Origin of the sequence: Bacteroides oleiciplenus YIT 12058 (genome assembly GCF_000315485.1) — a bacterium.
Classification (GTDB): domain Bacteria; phylum Bacteroidota; class Bacteroidia; order Bacteroidales; family Bacteroidaceae; genus Bacteroides; species Bacteroides oleiciplenus.
On record NZ_JH992940.1, the window covers coordinates 893,786 to 919,100 of the forward strand.

General features: G+C 42.8%; 21 protein-coding genes and 1 tRNA gene. 5 read left to right on the forward strand and 17 right to left on the reverse strand.

Annotated elements, in window-relative coordinates; genetic code table 11:
- Positions 1-2: 2 nt before the first annotated feature.
- From HMPREF9447_RS03870 to HMPREF9447_RS03880, 3 genes are all read right to left on the reverse strand, one after another.
- Positions 3-75 (reverse strand) — tRNA-Gly (locus tag HMPREF9447_RS03870).
- Between the two features lie 110 nt (positions 76-185).
- The gene (gene nspC / locus HMPREF9447_RS03875) at positions 186-1,328 is read right to left on the reverse strand and encodes a carboxynorspermidine decarboxylase (protein WP_009128268.1); all 1,143 of its coding nucleotides are present in this window, start codon (positions 1,326-1,328) and stop codon (positions 186-188) included.
- 19 nt (positions 1,329-1,347) lie between these two features.
- Positions 1,348-3,702: an ATP-dependent helicase gene (locus HMPREF9447_RS03880; protein WP_009128270.1), complete on the reverse strand. Its 2,355-nt coding sequence runs from the start codon at positions 3,700-3,702 to the stop codon at positions 1,348-1,350.
- Between the two features lie 256 nt (positions 3,703-3,958).
- Here HMPREF9447_RS03880 and HMPREF9447_RS03885 point away from each other — a divergent pair, with 256 nt between their 5' ends.
- Together HMPREF9447_RS03885 and HMPREF9447_RS03890 are read left to right on the forward strand one after the other, a co-directional pair.
- The gene (locus HMPREF9447_RS03885; protein WP_044137416.1) at positions 3,959-4,555 is read left to right on the forward strand and encodes a superoxide dismutase; all 597 of its coding nucleotides are present in this window, start codon (positions 3,959-3,961) and stop codon (positions 4,553-4,555) included.
- A 156-nt stretch (positions 4,556-4,711) separates the two neighbouring features.
- Positions 4,712-5,320 carry a thiamine phosphate synthase gene (locus tag HMPREF9447_RS03890; RefSeq protein WP_044137718.1) on the forward strand — a complete coding sequence of 203 codons (609 nt, stop codon included), beginning with the start codon at positions 4,712-4,714 and terminating at the stop codon, positions 5,318-5,320.
- 17 nt (positions 5,321-5,337) lie between these two features.
- On the opposite strand, the gene HMPREF9447_RS03895 is transcribed toward HMPREF9447_RS03890, so the two are convergent.
- Entirely contained in the window at positions 5,338-6,222 is an 885-nt protein-coding gene (locus HMPREF9447_RS03895; RefSeq protein ID WP_009128276.1) for a sensor histidine kinase, read from the reverse strand.
- Between the two features lie 169 nt (positions 6,223-6,391).
- Entirely contained in the window at positions 6,392-9,118 is a 2,727-nt protein-coding gene (ppdK, locus tag HMPREF9447_RS03900; protein WP_009128279.1) for a pyruvate, phosphate dikinase, read from the reverse strand.
- Between the two features lie 199 nt (positions 9,119-9,317).
- Here ppdK and rlmD point away from each other — a divergent pair, with 199 nt between their 5' ends.
- Both rlmD and HMPREF9447_RS03910 read left to right on the forward strand, forming a co-directional pair.
- Positions 9,318-10,745 carry a 23S rRNA (uracil(1939)-C(5))-methyltransferase RlmD gene (gene rlmD, locus HMPREF9447_RS03905; protein ID WP_044137418.1) on the forward strand — a complete coding sequence of 476 codons (1,428 nt, stop codon included), beginning with the start codon at positions 9,318-9,320 and terminating at the stop codon, positions 10,743-10,745.
- 39 nt (positions 10,746-10,784) lie between these two features.
- The gene (locus HMPREF9447_RS03910) at positions 10,785-11,702 is read left to right on the forward strand and encodes an RluA family pseudouridine synthase (RefSeq protein ID WP_009128281.1); all 918 of its coding nucleotides are present in this window, start codon (positions 10,785-10,787) and stop codon (positions 11,700-11,702) included.
- 58 nt (positions 11,703-11,760) lie between these two features.
- On the opposite strand, the gene HMPREF9447_RS03915 is transcribed toward HMPREF9447_RS03910, so the two are convergent.
- The 3 genes from HMPREF9447_RS03915 to araJ are packed head-to-tail and all read right to left on the reverse strand — an operon-like array spanning position 11,761 to position 13,806.
- Complete coding sequence (locus HMPREF9447_RS03915; protein ID WP_009128282.1) at positions 11,761-12,168, reverse strand: hypothetical protein; 408 nt, start codon at positions 12,166-12,168, stop codon at positions 11,761-11,763.
- Between the two features lie 17 nt (positions 12,169-12,185).
- Positions 12,186-12,605: a hypothetical protein gene (locus HMPREF9447_RS03920; RefSeq protein ID WP_009128283.1), complete on the reverse strand. Its 420-nt coding sequence runs from the start codon at positions 12,603-12,605 to the stop codon at positions 12,186-12,188.
- A gap of 58 nt (positions 12,606-12,663) precedes the next feature.
- Complete coding sequence (gene araJ, locus HMPREF9447_RS03925) at positions 12,664-13,806, reverse strand: MFS transporter AraJ (RefSeq protein WP_009128284.1); 1,143 nt, start codon at positions 13,804-13,806, stop codon at positions 12,664-12,666.
- A 119-nt stretch (positions 13,807-13,925) separates the two neighbouring features.
- On the opposite strand from araJ, the gene HMPREF9447_RS03930 reads away from it, so the two are divergent.
- Positions 13,926-14,465 (forward strand): glutathione peroxidase, encoded by a 540-nt coding sequence (locus HMPREF9447_RS03930; protein WP_009128285.1) that lies wholly within the window; start codon positions 13,926-13,928, stop codon positions 14,463-14,465.
- Here HMPREF9447_RS03930 and HMPREF9447_RS03935 read toward each other — a convergent pair whose 3' ends face one another.
- From HMPREF9447_RS03935 to HMPREF9447_RS03975, 9 genes are all read right to left on the reverse strand, one after another.
- Positions 14,466-16,754 (reverse strand): sensor histidine kinase, encoded by a 2,289-nt coding sequence (locus tag HMPREF9447_RS03935; RefSeq protein ID WP_009128286.1) that lies wholly within the window; start codon positions 16,752-16,754, stop codon positions 14,466-14,468.
- A 164-nt stretch (positions 16,755-16,918) separates the two neighbouring features.
- Positions 16,919-18,073: an aldo/keto reductase gene (locus HMPREF9447_RS03940; RefSeq protein ID WP_009128287.1), complete on the reverse strand. Its 1,155-nt coding sequence runs from the start codon at positions 18,071-18,073 to the stop codon at positions 16,919-16,921.
- Between the two features lie 299 nt (positions 18,074-18,372).
- Positions 18,373-19,512 (reverse strand): DegT/DnrJ/EryC1/StrS family aminotransferase, encoded by a 1,140-nt coding sequence (locus HMPREF9447_RS03945; RefSeq protein ID WP_009128291.1) that lies wholly within the window; start codon positions 19,510-19,512, stop codon positions 18,373-18,375.
- A 26-nt stretch (positions 19,513-19,538) separates the two neighbouring features.
- On the reverse strand, positions 19,539-20,123 hold the full coding sequence (locus tag HMPREF9447_RS03950; protein ID WP_009128293.1) for an acetyltransferase: 585 nt from the start codon (positions 20,121-20,123) through the stop codon (positions 19,539-19,541).
- 11 nt (positions 20,124-20,134) lie between these two features.
- A complete protein-coding gene (locus tag HMPREF9447_RS03955) occupies positions 20,135-20,743 on the reverse strand; it encodes a sugar transferase (protein WP_009128295.1) in 609 nt (202 codons plus the stop codon).
- Positions 20,744-20,745: 2 nt separating this feature from the next.
- Entirely contained in the window at positions 20,746-21,948 is a 1,203-nt protein-coding gene (locus HMPREF9447_RS03960; RefSeq protein ID WP_009128297.1) for a glycosyltransferase family 4 protein, read from the reverse strand.
- A gap of 9 nt (positions 21,949-21,957) precedes the next feature.
- Positions 21,958-23,100: a non-hydrolyzing UDP-N-acetylglucosamine 2-epimerase gene (gene wecB / locus HMPREF9447_RS03965; protein ID WP_009128299.1), complete on the reverse strand. Its 1,143-nt coding sequence runs from the start codon at positions 23,098-23,100 to the stop codon at positions 21,958-21,960.
- A complete protein-coding gene (locus HMPREF9447_RS03970; protein ID WP_009128301.1) occupies positions 23,097-24,257 on the reverse strand; it encodes a polysaccharide biosynthesis C-terminal domain-containing protein in 1,161 nt (386 codons plus the stop codon). The genes wecB and HMPREF9447_RS03970 overlap by 4 nt, the downstream gene beginning before the upstream one ends.
- Before the next feature lie 34 nt (positions 24,258-24,291).
- Positions 24,292-25,311 (reverse strand): polysaccharide biosynthesis protein, encoded by a 1,020-nt coding sequence (locus HMPREF9447_RS03975; protein WP_009128302.1) that lies wholly within the window; start codon positions 25,309-25,311, stop codon positions 24,292-24,294.
- Positions 25,312-25,315: the final 4 nt, after the last annotated feature.

Here is a 25,315-nt window from a genome sequence, read left to right on the forward strand (position 1 = left end):
TGAGCGGAAAACGAGACTCGAACTCGCGACCCTAACCTTGGCAAGGTTATGCTCTACCAACTGAGCTATTTCCGCGATTGCGGATGCAAAGGTAGATATTTTCTCCAAACCTGCAAACATTCTGGCTCTTTTTTTCGCGAAGAAAAATATACATCCGCCCTGCATACACGGCATTTTTTTGATTATCAGCTCATTCTGTTCCGATAATCTTCGTAAGAAAATTGCCTGAATACTTCAGCTTTCCCGTCTTTTGTCCACATAGCGATAGCAGGATGGTGAATTCCATTAAACATATTTGTTTTTACCATGGTGTAGTGAATCATATCTTCGAAGACAATGCGCTCGCCGATTTGCAATTCATGTCCGAAGCTCCAGTCGCCCATATAGTCACCGCTCAGACACGAATTCCCACCCAGTCGATACACATGGCAGCCACCGTTATTTCCCATCTCAGCGCCACGCACCGCAGGCTGGTAAGGCATCTCCAGACAGTCGGGCATATGGCAGGTGAAGCTGACATTGAGAATGGCGGTACGGATCCCTCGGCTTTCTACAATATCCACCACTTCGGAAGTTAGTACACCGGTTTGCCAGGTAAAAGCGGAACCGGGTTCCAGGATAATGCGCAAATGGGGATGACGGGTACGCAAACCTTTCAGTACATGGATAAGATGTTCCACATCATAATCCTTGCGCGTCATCAGATGACCGCCGCCCAGGTTCAACCATTTGATTTGCGGAAACCAGTGGGAGAATTTTTCTTCCAGATGCTTCAGCGTTCGTTCCAGTTCATAGGAGGAGGACTCGCAGTGACAATGACAATGGAAGCCATCAACGCCTTTCGGCAAGGTTTCAGTCAATAAATCCGCCGTTATGCCGAAGCGGGTTCCGGGAGCGCAGGGATTATAAAGCTCTGTTTCCACTTCAGAATACTCAGGATTGATACGAATGCCGCAAGAAATGCCGCTCCCCTCTCTCACTATCATAGGATAGAAACGGCAGAATTGCGACAGGGAGTTGAAAGTGATATGACTGCTGCAACGCATGATTTCAGGAAAATCTGCTTCCGTATAGGCGGGAGAATATGTATGTGCCTTGCTGCCGAACTCTTCCAATGCCAGACGCGCTTCGTAAACGGAGCTTGCCGTAGAATGATTGATATACTCCTTGAAAATGGGAAATGAACGCCACATAGCAAAAGACTTGAACGCCAGGATAATTTCGACTCCGGCACGGTCGGCAACACTCTTTATAAGAGTGAGGTTCTTTCTCAGCAAATCCTCCTCCATGATATAACATGGAGAAGGGAAACAATTAAAATCTATCATAAGTAGCAAAATTCTTCATTTAACCGATAATCTTAAAACGAGCAAAGCGCAATAAAAGTTGCTTGTCACCCGCATTCTTGAAACGAATGGTTGCTTTGGCATTATCGCCATTGCCTTCCACATTTATCACTTCTCCCAAACCAAAACGTTCATGTTCGATAAGCTGTCCCTGCTGCACGGCCATTGCCGAAGCAGAAGACGGCGCAACAGGCGAAGCAGATGGAGTCACCCGTTTCAGGTTACGCGGTACGCTCGGAGCAATAATCTGTTGTTTTGGACGCTGGGAAGTTTCTTTTTCAGAATTATACAATGATTCACGGGCATGAGGCGAACGAGAGAACCCGCCACTATTTTCCCTGCGGAAATGCCCGGCTTCTTCATCAACCTTACTACCCAGTCCAGTGTCCTGGGGCAAGCGTAGGAAGCGGATATCTATATCTTTCAGGAAGCGGCTGGGACTACCGAACTCCATCTTTCCATAACGAAAACGAGTGCGGGCATACGAAAGGAAGCAATGTTCCTCTGCCCGCGTAATAGCTACATAAAACAAGCGCCTCTCCTCCTCCAACGCGCGAGGTGAGTCTCCCACCATGCCGCTGGGGAAGAGATTCTCTTCCATTCCCACCACAAATACATTTTTAAACTCCAGTCCTTTAGCAGAATGAACAGTCATAAGCGTAATTTTCTCATCGTCTCCATCCTTGTCTGAATCCTGATCGGTGAGCAACGACACCTCAGAAAGGAAGTCTGTCAGCGAAACATTGGGATTACCTTCTTCCAGACGCATTGCACAGAAATCACTCACACCATTCACCAGTTCCTCAATATTCTCTTTACGGCTTAGGTTCTCCGGTGAATTGTCCTGGCAGACATCATTGATAATACCGGATTGGCGGATAATTTCCGTACCTATCTCATAAGCATTCTTCTCGGCCACTCCTTCTATAAACGATACTATCAGGTCACGAAAACCTTGCAGCTTGGTATGCGTGCCTTTATTGAAGTTCAAACCGTACGTCAACGGTTCACAAAGTGCATTCCAAAGGCTGACATTATTTTCCGTAGCAGCAGCAATAATCTTGCCCACCGTCGTTTCTCCGATGCCACGAGCCGGATAATTAATGATACGCTTGAATGCCTCCTCATCATTAGGATTCACTACCAGACGGAAATAAGCTATCACATCCTTAATCTCTTTACGCTGGTAGAAAGACAGGCCACCATAAATACGGTAAGGCATCCCCCTCTTTCGCATAGCTTCCTCAAATACACGGCTCTGTGCATTGGTACGATAAAGTATAGCAAAATCAGAGTAAACATAGTGCTCCGAACGGCGTAACTCCGCAATCTTATTGATAACAATATCGCCCTCTTCCACATCACTATATGCCTGGAATACACCGATAGCCTCTCCCTTCTCCTTTTCAGAGAAAACTTCCTTGCGTATCTGCCTTTGGTTTTTCTCAATCAAGCTATTGGCGGCACAGACAATGGTTTGCGTAGAGCGATAGTTCTGTTCCAGCTTAAAGACTTTCGTATCAGGGTACACTTTCGTAAAATACAATATATTGTCAATATCAGCTCCACGGAAAGAATAAATACTTTGCGCATCATCTCCCACCACACAAACATGCTGGTGTCCTTTGGCCAACTGTAACACAATGCTATGCTGCGCATAGTTGGTATCCTGATACTCATCTACCAGAATATACCGGAACTGCTCCTGATAACGTGCCAACACTTCAGGATGATCCCTGAACAATATAAAAGTATAAAAGAGTAAATCGTCAAAATCCATGGCATCCGCCTGCCTGCAACGTTCCCAGTACCGACGATAAATATCACGGATAGCAGGCATTTTAGCGGCGCAGTCACCTTCGTACGCTTCCTTATTGGCCGCATATCCTGCCGGAGAAACCAGATGGTTCTTTGCATTGGATATACGCGCCTGCACACTGCCCGGCTTATAAACTTTCTCGTCCAGCCCCATTTCTTTTATAATAGAGCGCACCAGACTCTTGCTGTCCGACGTATCATAAATGGTGAACTGGGAAGTAAAGCCGATATTCGCAGCTTCTACATGCAGAATACGCAGAAAGATGGAGTGGAACGTACCCATCCACAAATGACGTGCCCGCTGGGCACCCACCTGCCGGGCAATACGTTCTTTCATCTCACGGGCAGCTTTATTCGTAAAAGTCAGAGCCAGGATATTCCAGGGCTGGTAATTATTCTCCAACAAATAGGCTATCTTGTAGGTCAGCACCCGCGTTTTTCCAGAGCCTGCACCGGCTATAACCAGTGACGGACCGTCGTTGTAGAGCACTGCCGCACGCTGTCCTTCATTCAGTTCTTCTATATAATTCGCATTCATGTATGCAAAATTAGAAGAATATTTTCACATATATATAATGTTGCTCCAACTAAAACAGAAATTAATATGAATCAGCTATTGAAACTTGTTCATGATTGAATGAAAATGAATAAAAAATGTTTGTGGACTGAAACACTCTAATAAAACTACTTCTAAAAAAATTAATGGATATGGAAGAACATTTATAGGATGGAAAACGTTATAATAACAAAACTATAATTCAAGACAAATTATGAATACGTTATTAACATCATTAATGCTTATAATTATGACTCACGAAATGCCAAAACTTCCATATGCAAACAATGCATTGGAACCTGTAATCAGTCAGCAAACCATAGATTACCACTACGGTAAACACTTGCAAACATACGTAAATAACCTCAATAACCTGGTTCCGGGTACTGAGTATGAAAATAAAGATTTAGTGACTATTGTGGCCACTGCACCGGATGGAGCTATCTTCAATAATGCCGGACAAGTTCTGAATCATACCCTTTACTTCCTGCAGTTTTCTCCGAAACCTGCTCATAGTGAACCTACTGGGAAGTTGGCAGAAGCCATCAAACGCGACTTTGGAAGTTTTGATAACTTCAAGAAAGAATTTGCAGCCGCTTCTGTAGGATTATTCGGATCAGGTTGGTCCTGGTTGTCAGTAGACAAGGATGGCAAACTACACATCACCAAAGAAGCTAACGGAAGTAACCCGGTACGTTCAGGTCTCACCCCGTTGTTGGGCTTCGATGTTTGGGAACATGCTTATTATCTCGACTATCAAAACCGCCGCGCCGATCATGTAAATGCCCTATGGGGTATTATTGATTGGGACGTAGTAGGCAGCCGAATGAAATAACAACAACATCATAAACTCTTTTTAAGCGTACCTTTGTGAATGGTTATTCCCAAAGGTACGTTTTGTGTATCCAATCTAACATCTTTTAAAGAAAAACCTTACCCACTGAAAGCATTTATCATTAACTTTGCTAAACATAAACGTTTAACAATAGAAATGAAGCTTATTGTAGTCACAGCCCCCACATTTTTTGTGGAAGAAGACAAGATTATCACAGCACTTTTTGAAGAAGGGTTGGATATTCTGCATCTAAGGAAGCCGGAAACACCTGCTATGTATTCCGAGCGCCTATTGACGCTAATTCCCGAGAAATACCACAGGCGCATCGTTACTCACGAACATTTCTATCTGAAAGAGGAGTTTGACCTCATGGGTATTCATCTGAACTCACGAAATCCGCATGAACCGCATGACTATTCAGGACACGTCAGTTGCACTTGCCACTCGGTAGAGGAAGTAAAAAGCAAAAAGCATTTTTATGATTATGTATTTATGAGTCCGGTTTATGATTGCATCACTAAACAAGGCACTCTTTCCGGCTATACCCCCGAAGAGCTACGCGCAGCAGGAAAAGAAAGAATAATTGATACAAAAGTGATGGCATTAGGTGGGATTACCCCCGATAACATTCTGGAAATAAAAGATTTCGGATTTGGCGGTGCTGTAGTACTGGGCGACTTATGGAACAAATTCAATGTCTGCACAGACCGGGATTACTTGGGTGTCATCCGCCATTTTAAGAAACTAAAGGAAATGGCAGATTAAAAACGAAGTCCATCAACTTAGAATTTTCCGTATTCCTTGTATTCTATTCCGGCAGGCAAAGTAAAATAGAACGTAGAGCCCTCTCCTTTTTTCGACTCTACACCGATACCACCACCATAATGTTCTACAATGGATTTTGTGATAGAAAGTCCTAAACCCGTACCACGAATATTATAGTTCATCTTCACAAAGCGCTCAAAAATAGCCCTACGGCTTTCTTCGTCAATACCACAACCTGTATCGGCCACATAAAAATAGAAATTGTCATTGCTCAGACGGCGATAGCCAATTCGCACACTACCTTGCTCAGTGAACTTCAAAGCATTCTTTACCAGATTATTAACCACCTGCGCAAAACGTACCCGGTCTATCATCAAACGACATTGAGGCAGTTTCTCTACAAACTCCAACAAGATTCCCGATGGCCTGGGATGCGCATTCTCAACTGCACATATTTCCTCAATCAAAGCATTCACATCCACATCTCCGTCATTATACTCTATCGTATTGGCTTCTATCTTCGAAAAGTCCAATAAGTCATTTATCATCTGAACAAGAAAATTCTTATTGTCATTAATCTCTTTCAAGAAAATCATCCGTTCTTCCCTACTCAGATTATCAGTCTCTGCAAGTATATTCGTAAATCCTACGATAGCATTCAGCGGAGTACGTATCTCATGTGTCATATTGGCAATGAAAGCATTCTTCAACTGATTGCTTTCTTCTGCCACGTCATTTAACTGCTGCAAAGTCTTCAGACGCTTGTTCTTACTCATGGATATAGTAATCATAATAACCAAAAGCAACAAAATTATCACCCCAAAACAGAGCAATATAAGCTCATTTTTAGAGATAAACTCTGTAACCCAAAATCTATAATATATGGCAAGATCCGGCTTCATAAAGTTGGTTATTAAAAAGATTAGGTAATATGATTGTTCTAAGTGGGGACAAATATACTAAAGAAAAAACAAATAAATGGTTATTGAATACATGTTTTTTCAAAAAAAATAGGCTGCAAACCTATTCAGAAGAGGTTTACAGCCTATAAATATCAGATTTTAGAAATATTTACTTAAAGTCTTCAATCGCCGCCTGCGCCGCTGCCAGTCGTGCAATGGGAACTCTGAACGGAGAACAGCTTACATAGTTCAAGCCTACCTTATGGCAGAATTTCACAGATGAAGGTTCACCACCATGTTCACCACAAATACCACACTTCAAGTCCGGACGGATGGCACGGCCTTTTTCAGTAGCCATGCGCACCAACTGACCTACACCATTCTGGTCGAGAACCTGGAATGGGTCTACCTTCAAGATTTTCTTTTCCAGATAAACCGGGAGGAATGAAGCAATATCATCGCGAGAATAACCGAATGTCATCTGCGTCAAGTCATTCGTACCGAATGAGAAGAACTCGGCAGAAGAAGCAATGCGATCGGCAGTCAACGCAGCGCGAGGAATTTCAATCATCGTGCCTACTTTGAAGTCGATGCTATCTCCTATTTCTTCAAAGAGTGTAGCAGCTTCTTCACGGATTACCTTTTCTTGTTCTTTGAACTCATACAAGATACCGGTCAGCGGAACCATGATTTCGGGGTGTGTTTCCACGCCTTCTTTCTTCAGTTCCAAAGCTGCCCCCAGAATGGCACGTGTCTGCATTTGCGTGATTTCAGGATACGTATTACCCAAACGGCATCCACGGTGTCCCAACATCGGGTTGTGTTCGCAAAGTGATTCTACACGTTGCTGGATATAATGTAGACTAACGCCCATTGCATCCGCCATTTCCTGTTGTCCCTTCAAATCGTGGGGAACAAACTCATGCAAAGGAGGATCGAGCAAACGTACAGTCACCGGACAACCTTCCATAGCCTTGAAGATACCCTTAAAGTCAGCCTGTTGGTAAGGCAAAATCTTAGCCAGAGCTTTGCGGCGTCCTTCTGCATCTTCTGCAAGAATCATCTCACGCATAGCTTTAATCTTTTCACCCTCAAAGAACATGTGTTCCGTACGGCAAAGGCCTATACCTATAGCCCCAAAGTTGCGTGCTACTGCAGCATCATGGGGAGTATCAGCATTGGTACGCACCTGAAGTTTCGTATATTTATCAGCCAGCTCCATCAATTCTGCAAAATCTCCGGAAAGTTCGGCAGCTTTCGTTTCTACCTGACCTTTATAAACCACACCCGTACTACCGTTCAATGAAATGTAGTCGCCTTCTTTCAACAGAACGCCATCTATCTCCACAGTACGAGCTTTATAATCAATATTCAATGCACCGGCACCGGACACACAACATTTACCCATACCACGGGCAACAACAGCCGCGTGAGAAGTCATACCACCACGGGCAGTAAGAATACCTTCTGCAACTGCCATACCAGCCAAGTCTTCGGGAGAAGTTTCAATACGTACCATTACGATACGTTTGCCGGCAGCATGCCATTCGGCAGCATCGTCTGCAAAGAACACGATTTGTCCCGTAGCAGCACCCGGAGATGCGGGAAGACCACGAGTCAGGGCTTTGGCTTGCTTCAGAGCAGACTTATCAAATACTGGGTGAAGCAATTCATCCAGCTTGTTAGGCTCACAACGCATCAATGCAGTTTTTTCATCAATCATGCCCTGATGGAGCAAATCCGTTGCAATCTTCACCATCGCCGCACCGGTACGTTTACCGTTACGAGTCTGGAGGAACCAGAGCTTACCATCCTGAACGGTGAACTCCATATCCTGCATGTCTTTATAATGATTTTCCAGTTTAGTCTGGATAGCATCCAACTCCTTATATATTTCCGGCATAGCCTCTTCCATTGACGGATATTTGGCAGCACGTTCTTCTTCACTAACACCTGCCAATTCAGCCCAGCGCTGTGAACCAATCTTTGTAATCTGTTGTGGTGTACGGATACCGGCTACCACGTCTTCACCCTGCGCGTTAATCAGATATTCACCATTGAACAAATCTTCACCGGTAGCAGCGTCACGGCTAAAACAAACACCTGTAGCCGAAGTTTCACCCATATTACCAAACACCATTGCCTGTACAGTAACAGCAGTACCCCATTCATCAGGTATACTTTCCATTTTGCGATACAGAATAGCACGTTCATTCATCCAAGAGTTGAACACCGCACAAACAGCGCCCCATAATTGCTCATAAGCGCAAGTCGGGAAGTCTTTTCCAGTTTGTTTCTTAACAGCCGCTTTGAATTTCTTCACCAGTTCTTTCAGGTCTTCCACTGTCAGTTCATTATCCAACTGCACACCCTTTTCATGCTTCACTTCTTCAATGATAGCCTCAAAGGGGTCGATATCTTCTTTATTCGTCGGTTTCATGCCCAATACCACATCACCATACATTTGTACGAAACGACGGTAAGAGTCCCATGCAAAACGGGCATTGCCTGTTTTACGCGTCAAACCTTCCACTACTTCATCATTCAAGCCCAGATTGAGGATTGTGTCCATCATACCCGGCATGGAAGCACGAGCACCCGAACGAACGGAAACCAATAACGGATTTTCTATATCACCGAATTTAGAACGCATCAACGTTTCTACATTTGCAATAGCATTTTCTACTTCACCTTTCAACAGAGCAACAACTTTCTCCTGCCCCATCTCATTATATTCGGTACAAACCTCAGTCGTGATTGTAAAACCGGGAGGAACCGGAACCCCGATAAGGTTCATTTCGGCAAGGTTGGCACCTTTGCCCCCCAAAAGATTCTTCATGTCGGCCTTTCCTTCTGCCTGACCGTTACCAAAGGTATAAACTCTTTTTTTGTCCATAATATAAATTTAAGTTTCTCGATTGTGATTTTTTCTGTTCGCAAATCTAAGTATATTTCGCATACTAGAAAACTTTTTGAGAAAAAACTTTCTATCAAAATGCAATTTCGACATTGCAATCTTTAATATTTCACTTCATAGAGAGAAATCCCGAAAAAATGTCTACTTTTGCAGAATAATTTATTAGACTGGTGTAAAAGTGGCAAGAAATAGAAAAGAGCTTCCCCTACTGGAGAAAGTGACAATAACGGATGTGGCTGCCGAAGGAAAAGCCATCGCAAAGGTCAATGATTTGGTTATTTTCGTACCTTATGTCGTTCCCGGAGATGTAGTAGACCTGCAAATTAAGAGAAAAAAGCATCATTATGCTGAAGCTGTAGCAGTGAAGTTCCACGAATATTCTCGTGAAAGAGCTGTCCCATTCTGCCAACACTATGGTATATGCGGCGGTTGTAAATGGCAAGTTCTCCCCTATTCCGAACAAATCAAGTACAAGCAAAAGCAGGTGACGGACAACCTTACCCGCATCGGAAAAATAGAACTTCCGGAAATTTCCCCTATCCTTGGTTCAGAGAAGACGCAGTTTTATAGAAATAAACTGGAGTATACTTTTTCAAACAAACGTTGGCTGACGGAAGAAGAAATAAAACAGAATGTGGTATATGACCAAATGAATGCCGTAGGTTTCCATATTCCCAACGCTTTCGATAAAGTATTGGCCATAGAAAAGTGCTGGCTACAGGATGACATTTCCAATCGCATCCGCAATGCCGTACGTGATTACGCTTACGAGCACAACTATTCATTCATCAACCTACGCACTCAGGAAGGTATGTTGCGCAATATGATTGTACGCACATCTACCACTGGAGAGTTGATGGTTATCCTCATTGCAAAGATAGAAGAAGAGGAAGAAATGCCACTATTCAAGCAACTCTTGCAATATGTAGCAGATACATTCCCTGAAATCACTTCTCTCCTATACATTATTAATAATAAGCGGAACGATACCGTCACTGATCTGGATGTATACACCTTCAAAGGTAAAGACCACATCTTTGAGGAAATGGAAGGGTTACGCTTCAAAGTAGGTCCCAAATCGTTCTATCAGACTAATTCAGAACAAGCGTATAATCTCTATAAGATAGCACGTGAGTTTGCCGGACTGACTGGGGAGGAACTGGTATACGACCTTTATACGGGCACGGGAACCATTGCCAACTTCGTTTCCAAACAAGCCCGCCAGGTCATCGGAATCGAATATGTGCCCGAAGCTATTGAAGATGCAAAGGTAAATGCAGAAATCAACGGAATCAAGAACACGCTGTTTTTTGCCGGTGATATGAAGGATATACTGACGCAGGATTTCATTAATGAATACGGTCGTCCGGATGTCATCATCACCGATCCCCCACGTGCAGGTATGCACCAGGATGTAGTAGATGTAATCTTATTCGCTGAACCGAAACGCATTGTATATGTAAGCTGTAACCCTGCAACCCAGGCACGCGACTTGCAATTGCTTGACGTAAAATATAAGGTGAAAGCCGTGCAACCAGTAGATATGTTTCCACACACTCATCATGTGGAAAATGTAGTGTTACTGGAATTAAGAAATGAAGACTGAGAATTAATCACTAATCACTAACCATTAATCACCATCAACGTGGCAAGAGGAAAAATTGTAGCACGAGCCCGCACTCAATACACGGACTACACAGTTAAAGAGCCAATTGAGCTTATGGAGTTTCTGGCAGCCAAGATGCCGGACGCCAGTCGCACCAAACTAAAATCACTGCTCAGCAAGCGAGTGGTATTTGTAGACAGTGTGATAACCACTCAATACAACTTCCCGCTCAAACCGGGTATGAAAGTACAAATCAGTCGCGATAAGGGCAAGAAGGAGTTTCATAATAAGCTGCTGAAGATTGTATATGAGGATGCGTATATCATTGTAGTGGAAAAGATGCAGGGATTACTATCAGTCAGCACCGAACGCCAGAAAGAACGCACTGCCTACCATATCTTAAATGAATACGTGCAACGCTCAAACGGACGTGGCAGTAGTGTTTATATCGTCCACCGCCTCGACCGTGATACTTCGGGGTTAATGATGTTTGCCAAAGACGAAAAGACACAGTTTACTTTGCGTGATAACTGGCATGATATTGTGACCGACCGTCGTTATGTAGCGGTAGTTAACGGAGAAATGGAAAAGAATGCCGGCTGTGTGGTATCCTGGCTTACAGACCGCATGCTTTATGTCTATTCCAGTCCGACAGATGACGGAGGACAAAAATCCATTACGCATTACCGCACTATTAAACGTGCTAACGGTTATTCTTTGGTAGAACTGAACCTGGAAACAGGACGCAAGAACCAAATCCGTGTACATATGCAAGATTTGGGACATCCTATTATTGGTGATGGACGTTATGGTCTGGAAGAAGTAAATCCTATCGGACGCCTGGCGCTACATGCTTTCAAACTCTGTTTTTATCATCCGGTGACGGGAGAGTTAATGCAGTTTGAGACGCCTTATCCGTCAGATTTCAAGAAGTTGTTTCTAAAGAGAAAAGATTAAACGAACATAATAAAAACGGGTCACTTTATAAAGTGACCCGTTTTTATTATATATATGTTTATTCCATTTCTAATATAAAATTGAATCCCGGACTATCATCCGATATATGAAATGTACCTCGCAACTGGTTTCCTGTTACTCTGACATTGTCCATAAAAGAAGTACCTGCCCTGCCATAATTTAATACAAGATTATTGCTAAAATCATCTTCCCACCACCATTGAAAACGGTAATACTCATATTGAGCTCCATCATATGAATAATACTGATATTCTTCACCAAATCCATCACCTCCAAAAGTGAATGTACTGAAAAGAGGTTCACCATTGTCAGCATTCATACCGACATCTCCCGTCCATGCACGACCAATTATTACCGATTCTATACTATATTGATCATCGTCATCACATGATGCCAGACTTAAAGTCAACACACATGCAAATATAAAATATAGATATTTCTTCATTTCCTTTATGTTTTAAATTAGTTCTTCGTATAACTGGCATCTGTCATCATTATAATCTTACCATCCAATTTACCGCTAAGATAATGATCGCGTACCCACACATTCTCAAAGTACTTTACTTTTCCATCAGGAAAAGTCATCCTCAAAGCCTCTTTACTATTATCCGCCCAGCGCCAGGAAAACTCTCTGTCAACTGTTGTTTTTCCACCCTCATCATACGTTATTGTGAGTTCCTGACCCTTATTATTATCTTTGAAGAATTTCAGTTGATAAGTGCAAGGCGCTCCCTCATTCGTCTCTGATTCATCCACCCATGTTCTGTCACATAGCTTTTTATCGCTATTCTCCATAGTATAATAAACATCATCTCCACAAGACGTCAAACCAATAGCAAAGGCACATAGCAGTAATATTTTTCCAACATTCAAAGTTTTCATAATTCATTTCGTTTAGTTAATACCTGTGGACAAAAATACGAAAAGATATTGAGATGTCTTAATATTTTGCCTGATATTTCTTGTAGAAGACCAGAAACAGAATGAAACCCAGCATGGCAAAAGGCACTCCTGCCAGTGCAGGATAGCGGTAACCGCCACTAATAGCCAATCCACCCACATAAGCTCCAATTGCATTGCCCAGATTAAATGCCACTTGTACACAAGCTGCCCCCAGCATCTCCCCACCTTTAGCTACACGGATAATCAGTACCTGCTCCGGACTGGAAACTGCAAACAAACCTGCCGTGCAAAGACACATCAATAATGCAGATAACCACGGATAAGGAGACAAGAAGAATATCAATAACAACACAATACAAATCATGGCTTGCACGGTAGTTCCCACTTTCCCAGGAGTATAACGATCAGAAAGACGTCCACTAACCAAGTTTCCTACCACCATACCAAAACCTGCCAATACCATCAATCCGGTAATGCTACCAGCACTGAATCCGGACACATCTGTCAGCAACGGATTGATATAGCTATACCAACAAAAAACACCTCCGTTCCCTAATGCTGTCGCACCCAGAATAAGCCAAGGCGCAGGCGTTTTCAAAAACCGGAATTGTCCTTTGAATCCTGTATCTTTCAATCCCTCCACATGAGGCACCCATCGCCAGATATAATAAAGGATAATCACTCCCCAACAGCCCACCAACAAGAAAGTAACACGCCAGGAAATTGAATTACTCAGTGAAGTGCCCAGCGGAACCCCGAAAAGATTGGCAATAGTCATTCCCGCTATCATAATCGACACAGCTTCGGAACCTTTTCCTTTATCAGCCAATTTCTCCGCTACAATAGAAGCCACACCGAAGTATGCACCGTGAGGAAGTCCGGAAATGAAACGTGCCAATAGCAACACCCAATAGTTAGGTGCCATTGCCGCACAGATATTTCCCACCATAATCAGTGCCACCAATGCCAATAAAATGTGTTTCAACGGATGTTTACGGGCTAAGATCAAAGCAGGCGCACCCACACAAACGCCCAAAGCATATGCAGAAATAAAATGTCCTGCAACAGGAATACTAATACCTAAATCCTTAGCCACATCAGGCAGAATACCCATCATGACAAACTCAGCAATACCCAATCCCAAGGTGCCGAATGCTAATGCAATAAGACTCTTCTTCATACCTATTTTTACCTAAAAAACTAATCTTTTTACCGGGGTGCAAAGGTAGTATTTTTTTTATTCCAGTGATAAACTATTTAAGACTGCATTTTGTTTTTATACATAAACAGAATATAAAGATGAGAACAATTATTATAAGTATATGTATGGCAATGATGGCAATAGCTGTTCAGGCACAGCAGAAGAGTTTCTATGACTTCACAGTCAAGACTATTGATGGAAAAGATATATCACTTTCTACCTTTAAAGGTAAAAAAGTGCTGGTGGTTAATGTTGCTTCCAAATGTGGATTCACTCCGCAATACGCCAAGCTCGAAGAATTATATACCAGATATGGGAAAGATAATTTCGTGGTAATTGGCTTTCCTGCCAATAACTTCATGCATCAGGAACCGGGAAGCAATGAAGAAATCAAGGAATTCTGCACATTGAATTATGGAGTTACATTTCCGATGATGGAAAAGATTTCCGTTAAAGGAAAAGACATTGCCCCCCTATACAAATGGCTTACTACGAAAAGCGAAAACGGCGTTCAGGATGCAAAAGTCGGTTGGAATTTCCACAAATTCCTGATAGATGAAAACGGAAAGTGGGTAGCTTCCTATGGATCAACAACCGATCCGCTATCAGAAAAGATAGTAGAATGGATTGAAGAGTAATTATTGCATAGCAGACAGAATCACCGTAAAGCGGCTTCCTTTACCCGGTTCTGAATACAAATCAATCCTTCCTCCTAACTTATCGATAATCACCTTACTTATGGATAAACCCAGACCAGTGCCCTGGGTAAACTCATCCTGTTTATAGAAACGGTTGAATATCATTTGATGTTCTTCCTTAGGAATACCTTTACCGGTATCCTCTACATAGATAGAAACCTGACGGGTATCCAGATCGTATGCACTTCCTAACTTTATGTATCCGCTCTTTGTAAATTTAATCGCATTGTTCACGAAGTTCCCAATCACCTGGGCCAGACGATTTTTATCTACATAAACAACAACATCGTTATCCAGTGTCTCTTTGAGAAAACCTAACTGTTCCGGTACTAAAACTTTATACGTATCAAAATTTTCATCAATAATCTGATTTACCCCACACGCAACCAATTCAAAAGTCATAAATCCCGATTCAATGCGCGAAAGCTCCAGTATATCGTTCACAAGGTTCAGCAGGAGATCACTATTCCTGTTGATGGAATCGATATAATCACAGCGTTCTTCTTCCGTCAAAGCTTCATCAGCAGCCAATATATTTGAAAAACCTACAATAGCATTCAGCGGTGTGCGTATCTCATGACTCATATTTGCCAGGAAAGATTGTTTCAGTTCTGCTTTTTCGGCCAACTCTCTTGCTTCTATCAACTCTTGCTCACGATCCTTCACCTCCTGGATATTCAGCATCATACCAAGTAAGCTTAATTCTCCTTTAGCATCTTCTGTTATGCTATAACGAAACTCCCACCATTGGTAACCCTTACCATCAAAATTACATTGATATTTTGCCATGCGGGTACCTGCATAATGCAACTTATATTCATTTTTCAGGAAAGTTCTCCTATGCTCCGGCGAAAGAATTTCCAGAAATCCTTCTGTAGTGAATTTATGAGGCAACAATCCCATTGACTTCCAAAAAGCATCTTCAATCACAAAATACTCATCCACACGCTTCCACACATAAATATTTCCACCGGAAATAGCCAATGCTAAAGATTCCTTTTCATTCTTCAGTTCATGGAGAGCATTCTTTTTTCTACGTGTTTCACGCCTGTAAATGTATATCAACCATGCGAACAGAGCAACAACAGTCATCAGCAAAATGCTTCCCACCCACAGGCTCAACGCCTTATATCGCTCATAAAAGGGCTGGTTCAGTATTTCACAATCGGAAGGAAGTAAAGAAACATCCAGGTTATCGTTTCGAAGAGCCTTCCAGTCTACTACATATGTTTTCTTGCTTTCCTGTATAGACATATCAGAGGGATGCTTACCTTTCAAAATCTGTATTGCCGCTCCCACTTCATCTTCCACTTGCACATGCAGAGGAGTAAAATATCCCCCTATGAGATTCTCTCCATACCCGACGGCTTCATTTATAGCAGAAAAGCTGGAGTTATAAGAGAAGTTACCCACGTTCACAGTTATATAATCCCGTTTCGTCTGCAAATAATGGGAATTATTTACATACCTCCCCAAATTCCATATAATCCCTGCACTACCTACTGAAGTATCGTGAAAACTTTTAATGGTAACCACAGTAGAGTCTAATCCTGCACGAAATTCCATTTTTTGTTTCAATGTACGCCTGGGAGGTTCCGGCTCTCCTATATTAGATTCATAGATTTTTATTTTCGTAGTGCTCAACTGCTTTCTTAAATCAGCCTTAATTTGCCTGTCAAGATACGTCTCCTCTTGCAGCAACATCACTCTTGGTTTCCGTTGGAAAAACCGTTCTATAAACTTTATATTTGTTATATAGTCAGGAGCATCATAAAACCCTGTCACATTTGTAAATTGTTTAATTAAATTCCAATTGGGATAATTGACGCCGGCAAATACAACAGGAGTTTCTTTTACGAGTCGGTGTCCGCATTTCAGCAGTGAGTAAGTTGCCTGATCCTCATTTACAAGAATCACTTCCGGTATCCAATCACCTAAAGAATCAAGTTGCAGGTACATCCAGTCCAGTTCGGCCTGCTCTTCATAGGTATGACAATCCAGATATAAAGTTTTAATATCAGCATTTATATGGGCTTTCTTAAATTGTCCGGATATCATCTTATTAAAATCGGGATACGCGCTATAAGCTTCTTCAAAAGAATGTATCACCAATACCCGCCTGTCCTCTCCTTTCGGGTTACAAGCAACCAGTAGTTCTATCCCAATAAGGCTACAAAGAATGAGCCTTATTATAGTATATTTGAATGTATAAACTGAAATAAAGCCCATCCCCTCTATTATTTATGTTTGCTTTGAATTGAGGGACAAATGTATATAATATGATTAATATAGCAAAGCTAAAAGGCATTATTTACTTTGGCAATAATCAATTGCCGCTATGGCGATGCCCAACAACAGCGCATAGCCATTAGCAGTAATAGACACGTAGCAGATTAGTGTCCTACTTGCTTCTGCTGTTCCGCATTATACCGTTCGCCCACTACGCGAACAGCAGCAACAGCATCTTCCAGTTCTTTCCACTCTCCGGGTGAAACATTGAACGAAAGCGTATGTAGATTCTCGTCCAGATGCGAAAGTTTAGTCGTGCCGGGAATGGGAACTATCCATGGCTCTTTCTGCAAGAGCCAGCCGAGGGCTACTTGTGCCGAGGTCATGCCCCGTGTGCGTCCAAACTGTTGCAGCACATTCACAATACGCGTGTTTGCACGGATGGCTTCGGGTTGAAAACGGGGTAGTGTGTGACGATTGTCATTGTTCGTATCAAATACCGTATATTCATTAATGCAACCACCGAGGAAACCACGGTTGATAGGACTGTATGGAACGAAACCGATACCGAGTTGACGACACACATCAAGCACGCCGTTTTCTTCCACCAGTCGGTGCATCAAGTGATATTCGCTCTGTATGGCTGTAAGCGGCTGTACAGCATGCGCACGGCGGATGGTGTCGACACTAACTTCACACAAGCCCCAACGCTGCACCTTTCCTTCTTTTATCAAGTCACCAATAGTCGACGCAACTTCTTCTATTGGCACGTTCGGATCAAAACGGTGCTGATAAAAGAGCGGAATAGAGTCGATACGCAGACGTTTCAATGATTCCTCGCAATAACGGCGAACGGTTGCCGGACTACTGTCTTGTCTACCTGTTCCTTTGCCATTTATCACTTCGTGACCGAACTTCGTTGTTACGTTCACCCGCCCTTTATAAGGCTCCAATGCCTCACCTGCCAATAACTCATTATGCAATGGCCCGTAAATAATAGCAGTATCAAACAGCGTCACACCTCTGTCCACTGCCTCGTGAATGATGCGGATGCACTCTTTCTTATCGGGCGACTGCGAGCGGTTATAGTTCATACCCATCACACCAAAACCAAGTGCCGAAACCTCAAATACTGCATTTCCAGCTCCAAGCGTACGACACTGCACCCCGTCCTTCTCTACGGGCGACATGCTTTGGCCATTGAGAGCAGCATTAGCCGCTTTTACCTTATTAATTGTGGGTTGAATGGTCAATGCCGCCCCCACAGCGGCTGCCGTTTTCAGAAAACCGCGGCGGCTCATTTCATATTCCTTTTTCATTGCTTACTTTATTTTTCGTTTACTTCACAAAAATGTCAGAAATCAGTCTCTCATAACCCTGTTCATTGGGTGAAAACATTTTGCCACTTAAATCTTTTGCAAAAATATCGTTCATATTTCATTCGTTTTATTGTTACGGTGCAAATCTACGAGGAATATTTCACAAGAACTTTGCTGTGTGGCTCAAAGAACTTTGTTGAAAGGCTCATAAGCATTTTTACAAAAAAAGCCCTGCAGCTAAACGCTACAAGGCTTTTCATCCCAATTTCTAATACATGGGGGTATTCCGTAGCATCGTACTACTTCTTGCAGCATCGTTTTATTCTTTCCACAATATAAGCAACATCTTCATCCGTCACCCAAGGACCGGCAGGAATACACAAACCCATATTGAATAAACGTTCAGAAACACCATTAACATAACGGGGATTGTTCGCATAAACAGGTTGAAGATGCATAGGCTTCCATAAGGGACGGGTCTCAATACCTTGAGCATCCAGTTTCAAGCGAATTTCATCATAATTAGTACCGGTCTTATCCGGATCTATCAGAATCGTAGATAACCAGTAATTAGCATTGAAACGATCATCAGGATTAGACTTCAAAGCAATGCCATCCACATCTTCAAAAGCCTTCGCATAAAGCTCATGGACATGACGGTGATGAGCGATGTGTTCATCCAGAACAGTCATCTGGCCACGGCCAATACCAGCACAGATATTACTCATGCGATAATTATAACCAATCTTTTCATGCTGGTAATGAGGATAAGGCTCACGAGCCTGCGTAGCATAAAACATAGTCTGTTTCTTTGACGCTTCATCAGGAACAATGAGCGCACCGCCACCCGAAGTCGTAATCATCTTATTACCATTGAAAGACAAGACACCGAAAGTGCCGAAAGTACCGCACTTCTGACCCTTGAATTCGGAGCCCAAAGCTTCTGCGGCATCTTCCAAGACCGGAATATCATATTTCGATGCAATAGCACAAATCTCATCAATCCTGGCAGGCATACCGTAAAGATGAACCGGAAGAATAGCTTTAGGTTTCTTGCCTGTCTTCGCGATTCTGTCCTTGATAGCTTCTTCCAATAAAGCAGGATCCATATTCCAGGTATCCTCTTCACTATCGATAAACACAGGAGTTGCCCCCTGATAAGCCACCGGATTGGCAGAAGCACAAAAGGTAAATGACTGGCAGATCACCTCGTCACCAGTACCTACACCAAGTTGGATTAATCCCAGATGAATGGCTGCCGTACCTGCAGATAAAGCAACAACTTCCTTATCCTGTCCTACAAAATGTTTCAGTTCTTCTTCGAAAGCATTCACATTGGGGCCCAAAGGGACTACCCAGTTCGTATCGAAGGCTTCCTTTATAAAATCCTGCTCCTTGCCGCTCATGTGAGCAAGGCAAAGATAAATCCTCTTGTCCATTGAAGTATATGATTAAAAGAAAACGATTATAATCTTTTTATAACTTTACACCTGTTACCCACTGCAAGAACATTATCCGGAATATCCTTGGTAACAACAGAACCGGCACCTATCACGCTCCATTTGCCGATTTTAACTCCCGGAATAATAGTGGTACCTGCACCAATCCAGGTACCCTCACCTACCTGTACATTACCGCAAAGAGTACAATGAGGAGAAATATGAACATAATCACCAATCAGGCATTCGTGATCCACGGAAGCACCGGTATTTATAATACAATGCTTGCCGATATGAACACCGGATTGTATAATAGATCCTTGCATCACCACTGTACCCTCCTTTATTTCAACTTCTTCCGATATGATGGCTGAAGGATGAAAAGCTTTACCAAATGTTGTATTCAGACTTTCAGCAATCTTCCGCCGAATACCATTGCTGCCAATACTGATTATCAACGGTCCACGGACCTCCGACGAACGTAATACGGGATAGTCAAGAAGACAATGAAGCGCTTCATTATCATCAAATAATGCATCAATTCTTTCATTATTTGCACGTAAAATATCAATGATCACTTTAGCATGACCACTGGCACCATATAAATACATTAGCTAATATTTCAATTGTTTCCGTTAAAAGGCTCCATTGTTACTGAAGTATCAGAACTGATACCTTCACGTACAAAGACTTTCTTTATTGTAAGGAAAAATATTTTTAAATCCAGTAAGAAAGAACAGTGATCCACATACCATACGTCCAGTTCAAACTTCTTTGTCCAAGAGATAGCATTACGTCCATTCACCTGAGCCCATCCCGTAATACCCGGACGAACATTGTGTCGGCGTGCCTGCTCCTTTGTGTAAAGAGGAAGATATTGAGGAAGTAAGGGACGGGGACCAATCAGGGCCATATCACCTTTCAGCACATTAATTAATTGAGGTAATTCATCAACAGAAGTAGAACGGATGAACTTTCCTATTCTTGTTAAACGTTTCTCATCCGGCATCAGGTTGCCATCTTCATCATGTTCGTCAGTCATTGTTTTGAATTTGATGACTTTGAAAATCTTACTGTTCTTTCCGGGGCGTTCCTGGGTAAAGAACGTACCCGCACCTTTATTGGCAAAATGCAACCAGATTGCCATAAAAAGTAATATAGGCCAAATAACAGCCAATACAAAAAACACTATTACAAAATCAATAAGACGCTTCAGAAAACAAGAATACATAATCACTCAAAATGTCTCATTAGTATCCGGTATGCTCTTTCTACCGTATAATTGGTAATCAGATAAGAATAACCTTTCTCACCCATTGTTCTGACCCTATTTCTATCAGTAGCCATGAAATCAACCATCTCCATAAACGTATCCAGATTGCCACTTTCGGTCCATAGACCATAACCATTCTTTTCTGCTATTGCACCAATATCCGTATGCATGTCAGTAGCCATCAGCACAGGCATTCTGTTTTCCAGATAAGATAGTAACCTGGAAGGATAATTGGGTATTGTGAAGCGTTTATCCAAAAAGATCAAACCTACATCACAAGCTCTCACCAGGTTATCATATTCCTGTTTGGGAAGAGAAGATAACAGACAGGCATTACGAGGGTGATTATCGTAAAACCAACGTTCCATTTTTCCGAATTCAGTGCCATTACCAACGATTATGAAGTAAGTATCAGAGCATTCCTCATTAGCAGCAAGAACTTCAGTCAGAAAGTCTATCCCCTGCGGACGCCCTAAATTGCCACCATAAATAAACAGCAGCTTATGCATCGGAATATTCAACTTCTGAAGTAAGGCATCCCTGTCATATTCCAGATTCTTTTCATCCACTTCAATACTGTTAGGGCACACCTCCACCCTTTCAGCTTTCACCGATGGGTTATGCCTTAATACATACTCCACATTAGCAGGAGACATACAGCCGATATAATCAGAGAGTTGGTAAAGCTTTTCTTCTTTCTTACGGAACATGCTATATATGAAACTACTTCTTGAAAACATTCCTAAGTCAACCGCATTCTGAGGAAATATATCTTTCAGCAAAAGATAGGTTTTTGCCTCACACCGTTTCTTTACAGAAGCAATCACCCGGTTGAAAGTAATGGGAGGAGTAGAATACAGTATTAAATCAAACTTTATACCCTTCCAATATTTTTGAATGGCACGTTGATATTGATATTCCAATAGCAATGTACCAAGGCCTTTCTCTATAAGATTCGTCTTCTGAATATTCAGGGTTTTCACCCGTAGAATTTGGGCATCATTGGTCTTCAACATTTTAGTGGACTCACGAAAGCGACGTTCGGCAGGAACTACTATGTGAACATGATGCCCATGACGAACAAACTCACGCATCAAATCAGTATAGATACCTCTTTCTGATAAATCAGAAATACGATGCAGGGTCAGGAACAGAATATTCATTTTCCTAAATCAATATTTTCTCCAAACCATCTTATTCACTATCCCGGTATAGCTCTGGATCAGCTTCACAACCTTAACCGATACATTCTCATCCTCATAGTCAGGAACAGGAATACCCAAAGCACCGTCACGGTTCATCTCCACCGCCACATCAACAGCCTGCAACACCTGTTCCGTTGTTATACCGGCCAATATAAAGTTACCCTTGTCTAAAGCCTCGGGACGCTCCGTACTCGTACGGATACAAACAGCCGGGAAAGGATGACCGATAGAAAGGAAATAACTACTCTCTTCAGGCAAAGTACCTGAATCTGAAACTACGGCAAAAGCATTCATCTGAAGATGATTGTAATCATGGAAACCCAAAGGTTGGTGCTGGATAACCCGCTCGTCAAATACAAAACCACGCTGTTCGATGAACTTTTTCGAACGCGGATGGCATGAATAGAGAATAGGCATATCGTATTTTTTTGCCATCTCATTGACCGCATTCATCAGATTGAAGAAATTCTTCTCAATATCGATGTTTTCTTCACGGTGCGCGGAAAGAAGAATATATCTACCCTTTTCCAAATTGAGCTGTTCCAAAATAGTACTCGCCTTGATCTGTTCCAGATTGTTATGCAGGACTTCAGCCATAGGAGAACCAACCACATAGGTACGCTCACGGGGAGTACCCGCGGCATTCAGGTAACGGCGGGCATGTTCCGAGTAACAAAGGTTCACATCAGCAGTCACGTCAACAATCCGCCGGTTAGTCTCTTCAGGGAGGCACTCATCAAAACATCGGTTACCCGCTTCCATGTGGAAGATGGGAATATGGAGACGTTTAGCACCGATAACGGAAAGGCAGGAATTAGTATCTCCCAGAACCAGAACTGCATCGGGTTGTACTTCCGCCATCAGTTGGTAAGATTTCGCTATGATATTACCGATAGTCTCACCAAGGTCCTTACCTACCGCATTCAGGTAATAGTCAGGTTCACGAAGCCCCAAGTCTTCAAAAAATACCTGATTCAGGGAATAATCATAGTTCTGACCAGTATGTACCAGTATCTGGTCGAAGTATTGGTCACAACGTTTAATGGTGGCAGACAGACGGATAATCTCCGGACGGGTGCCTATGATAGTCATTAACTTAAGCTTGCTCATTTCAATTTATAGTTTTCATTTTTATCACAAGGTTCAAAGTAGGTGTCACCGTCCGAAGGGTCATACCACTCATTGATCCAGAACTGTGTATAGAGTTCTTCATCGCCGATATTAGTGATGTTATGGGTATACCAGACGGGCATATCCACATAGCAAGGCTCATTGCCGTCCAGATAGAAGTTCAGGATTTCATCCGTGCCTATCTTGCGCAACTGGATACGGGCTTTCCCACGGATAACGGTAAAACGTTCGATCTTACGGGTATGGTAATGGTTACCACGCGTGATACCGGGAACTGTAGTGGAAAAAGAAACTTGTCCGCCAATACCCAGTTTGACCGTTTCCACAAACATACCACGCGGGTCTTCGTGTTTTATCAATTTACGGGGATAGACGGAAACAAAGTCAATATAGCCGCAGAAGGTATTGAAAAGGTTCACTTCATTCTTATCCTTCAGGACAGGAATGATACCCTGGTCAAAATAGAGGGATTTAAAGTTTTCCAATAAGTCCAATATCTTGGTTACTTTCTTCTCAAAATCATAAGGGACGGCATCGCGTTCGATTACCGGAGCATCACTTGAAGCAACTTCGCGTATCTTGCCGATGATATGTTTGCAAAGGTTACCCACATAGATAAGATTCACTTCACTGTCCTGCAGAACCTCAGGAGTTTCCCCATGAGTCAGTTTATGACAGAAAGTAGCGATGAAAGAGTTATAATTGGGACGGCCGAAAGGGCCGTACACATTGGGAACAACCATGCCGGTAAAACTGGCATGGTTCCGTCCCGCCCACTCTTCAAGCAGGCTACGCCCTTCGCGTTTGGAACGCCCGTATTCGTTGTCACGCTCCTCCTGAGTAGAAGAAGAGAACAGTACATAGGGAGTGACTTTCTCGGCTTCCATGGCGGATATCAACTGGCTTACCAGGCGGATATTCGTTTCATAAAGCACACAGGCATCCGGGTGGCGGTTCATAGCAGCCAGATGCACAATTACATCACATTCACGCACAAAGGAACGCAATTCATCCCCACTCTGAAAATAGGAATCTTCAAAGGGGATACGCAGGAATTCATCAGGGAACAGACCGAGCTCATTGTAAAGATGGGTACCTACAAAGCCGGGCTGGCCCGTTATACCAACTCGTATCATAAAGTAATATATTGCTTAGAGTAAAAAGGAAAAATCAAAGATGGAGGTCTTCACGGATAAAAGAAAGTTTCAGGAGAAGTTGCTTCATACCTTCCACATCCAGACGGCGGGTATTATGGGAATGGTAGTCTTCTATGCGGGAGACTTCCTCACTGCCTTCCACAAAGAATTTGTCATAGTTAAGGTCACGGGTATCGCAGGGGATACGGTAGTAATCACCCATATCGATGGCTTTGGACATCTCTTCGCGGGTTACCAGCGTTTCATACAGTTTTTCACCGTGGCGGGTACCGATAACTTTAACTTCAGCAGTACTGTGGTATAAGTCTTTCAGCGCATCGGCCAGAACATCCAGTGTAGCAGCGGGAGCTTTCTGGACAAAAAGGTCACCGTTATGGCCGTGTTGGAAGGCATACAGTACTAAGTCTACAGCATCATCCAGAGTCATCATGAAACGGGTCATGTTGGGGTCCGTTATAGTAATAGGATTGTTTTCCTTCATTTGTTCCACCCATAAAGGGATCACAGAACCACGGCTGGCCATTACATTACCGTAACGGGTACAGCAGATGGTAGTAGCACCATCCTCTCCCAACTGGCGTCCTTTGGCAATGGCTACTTTTTCCATCATGGCTTTGCTGATGCCCATAGCGTTGATGGGATAAGCGGCCTTGTCGGTGGAAAGAACCACGACATTCTTTACACCATGCTGGATGGCCGAATCAAGGACATTCTCTGTACCAAGGACATTGGTACGGACAGCCTGTGTGGGGAAAAACTCACAGGAAGGAACCTGCTTTAAGGCGGCAGCATGGAAAATATAATCCACACCGCTCATTGCGCCATCAACAGAACGTTTGTCACGTACATCGCCGATGTAGAATTTCACTTTGGGATTCTGCAAATGATGACGCATGTCATCCTGCTTCTTCTCATCTCTCGAAAATATGCGGATCTCTTTGATGTCGGAATCAAGAAAACGACGCAAAACAGCATTGCCGAAGGAACCTGTTCCACCGGTAATTAATAAAACTTTGTCTTTAAAAACAGACATGATT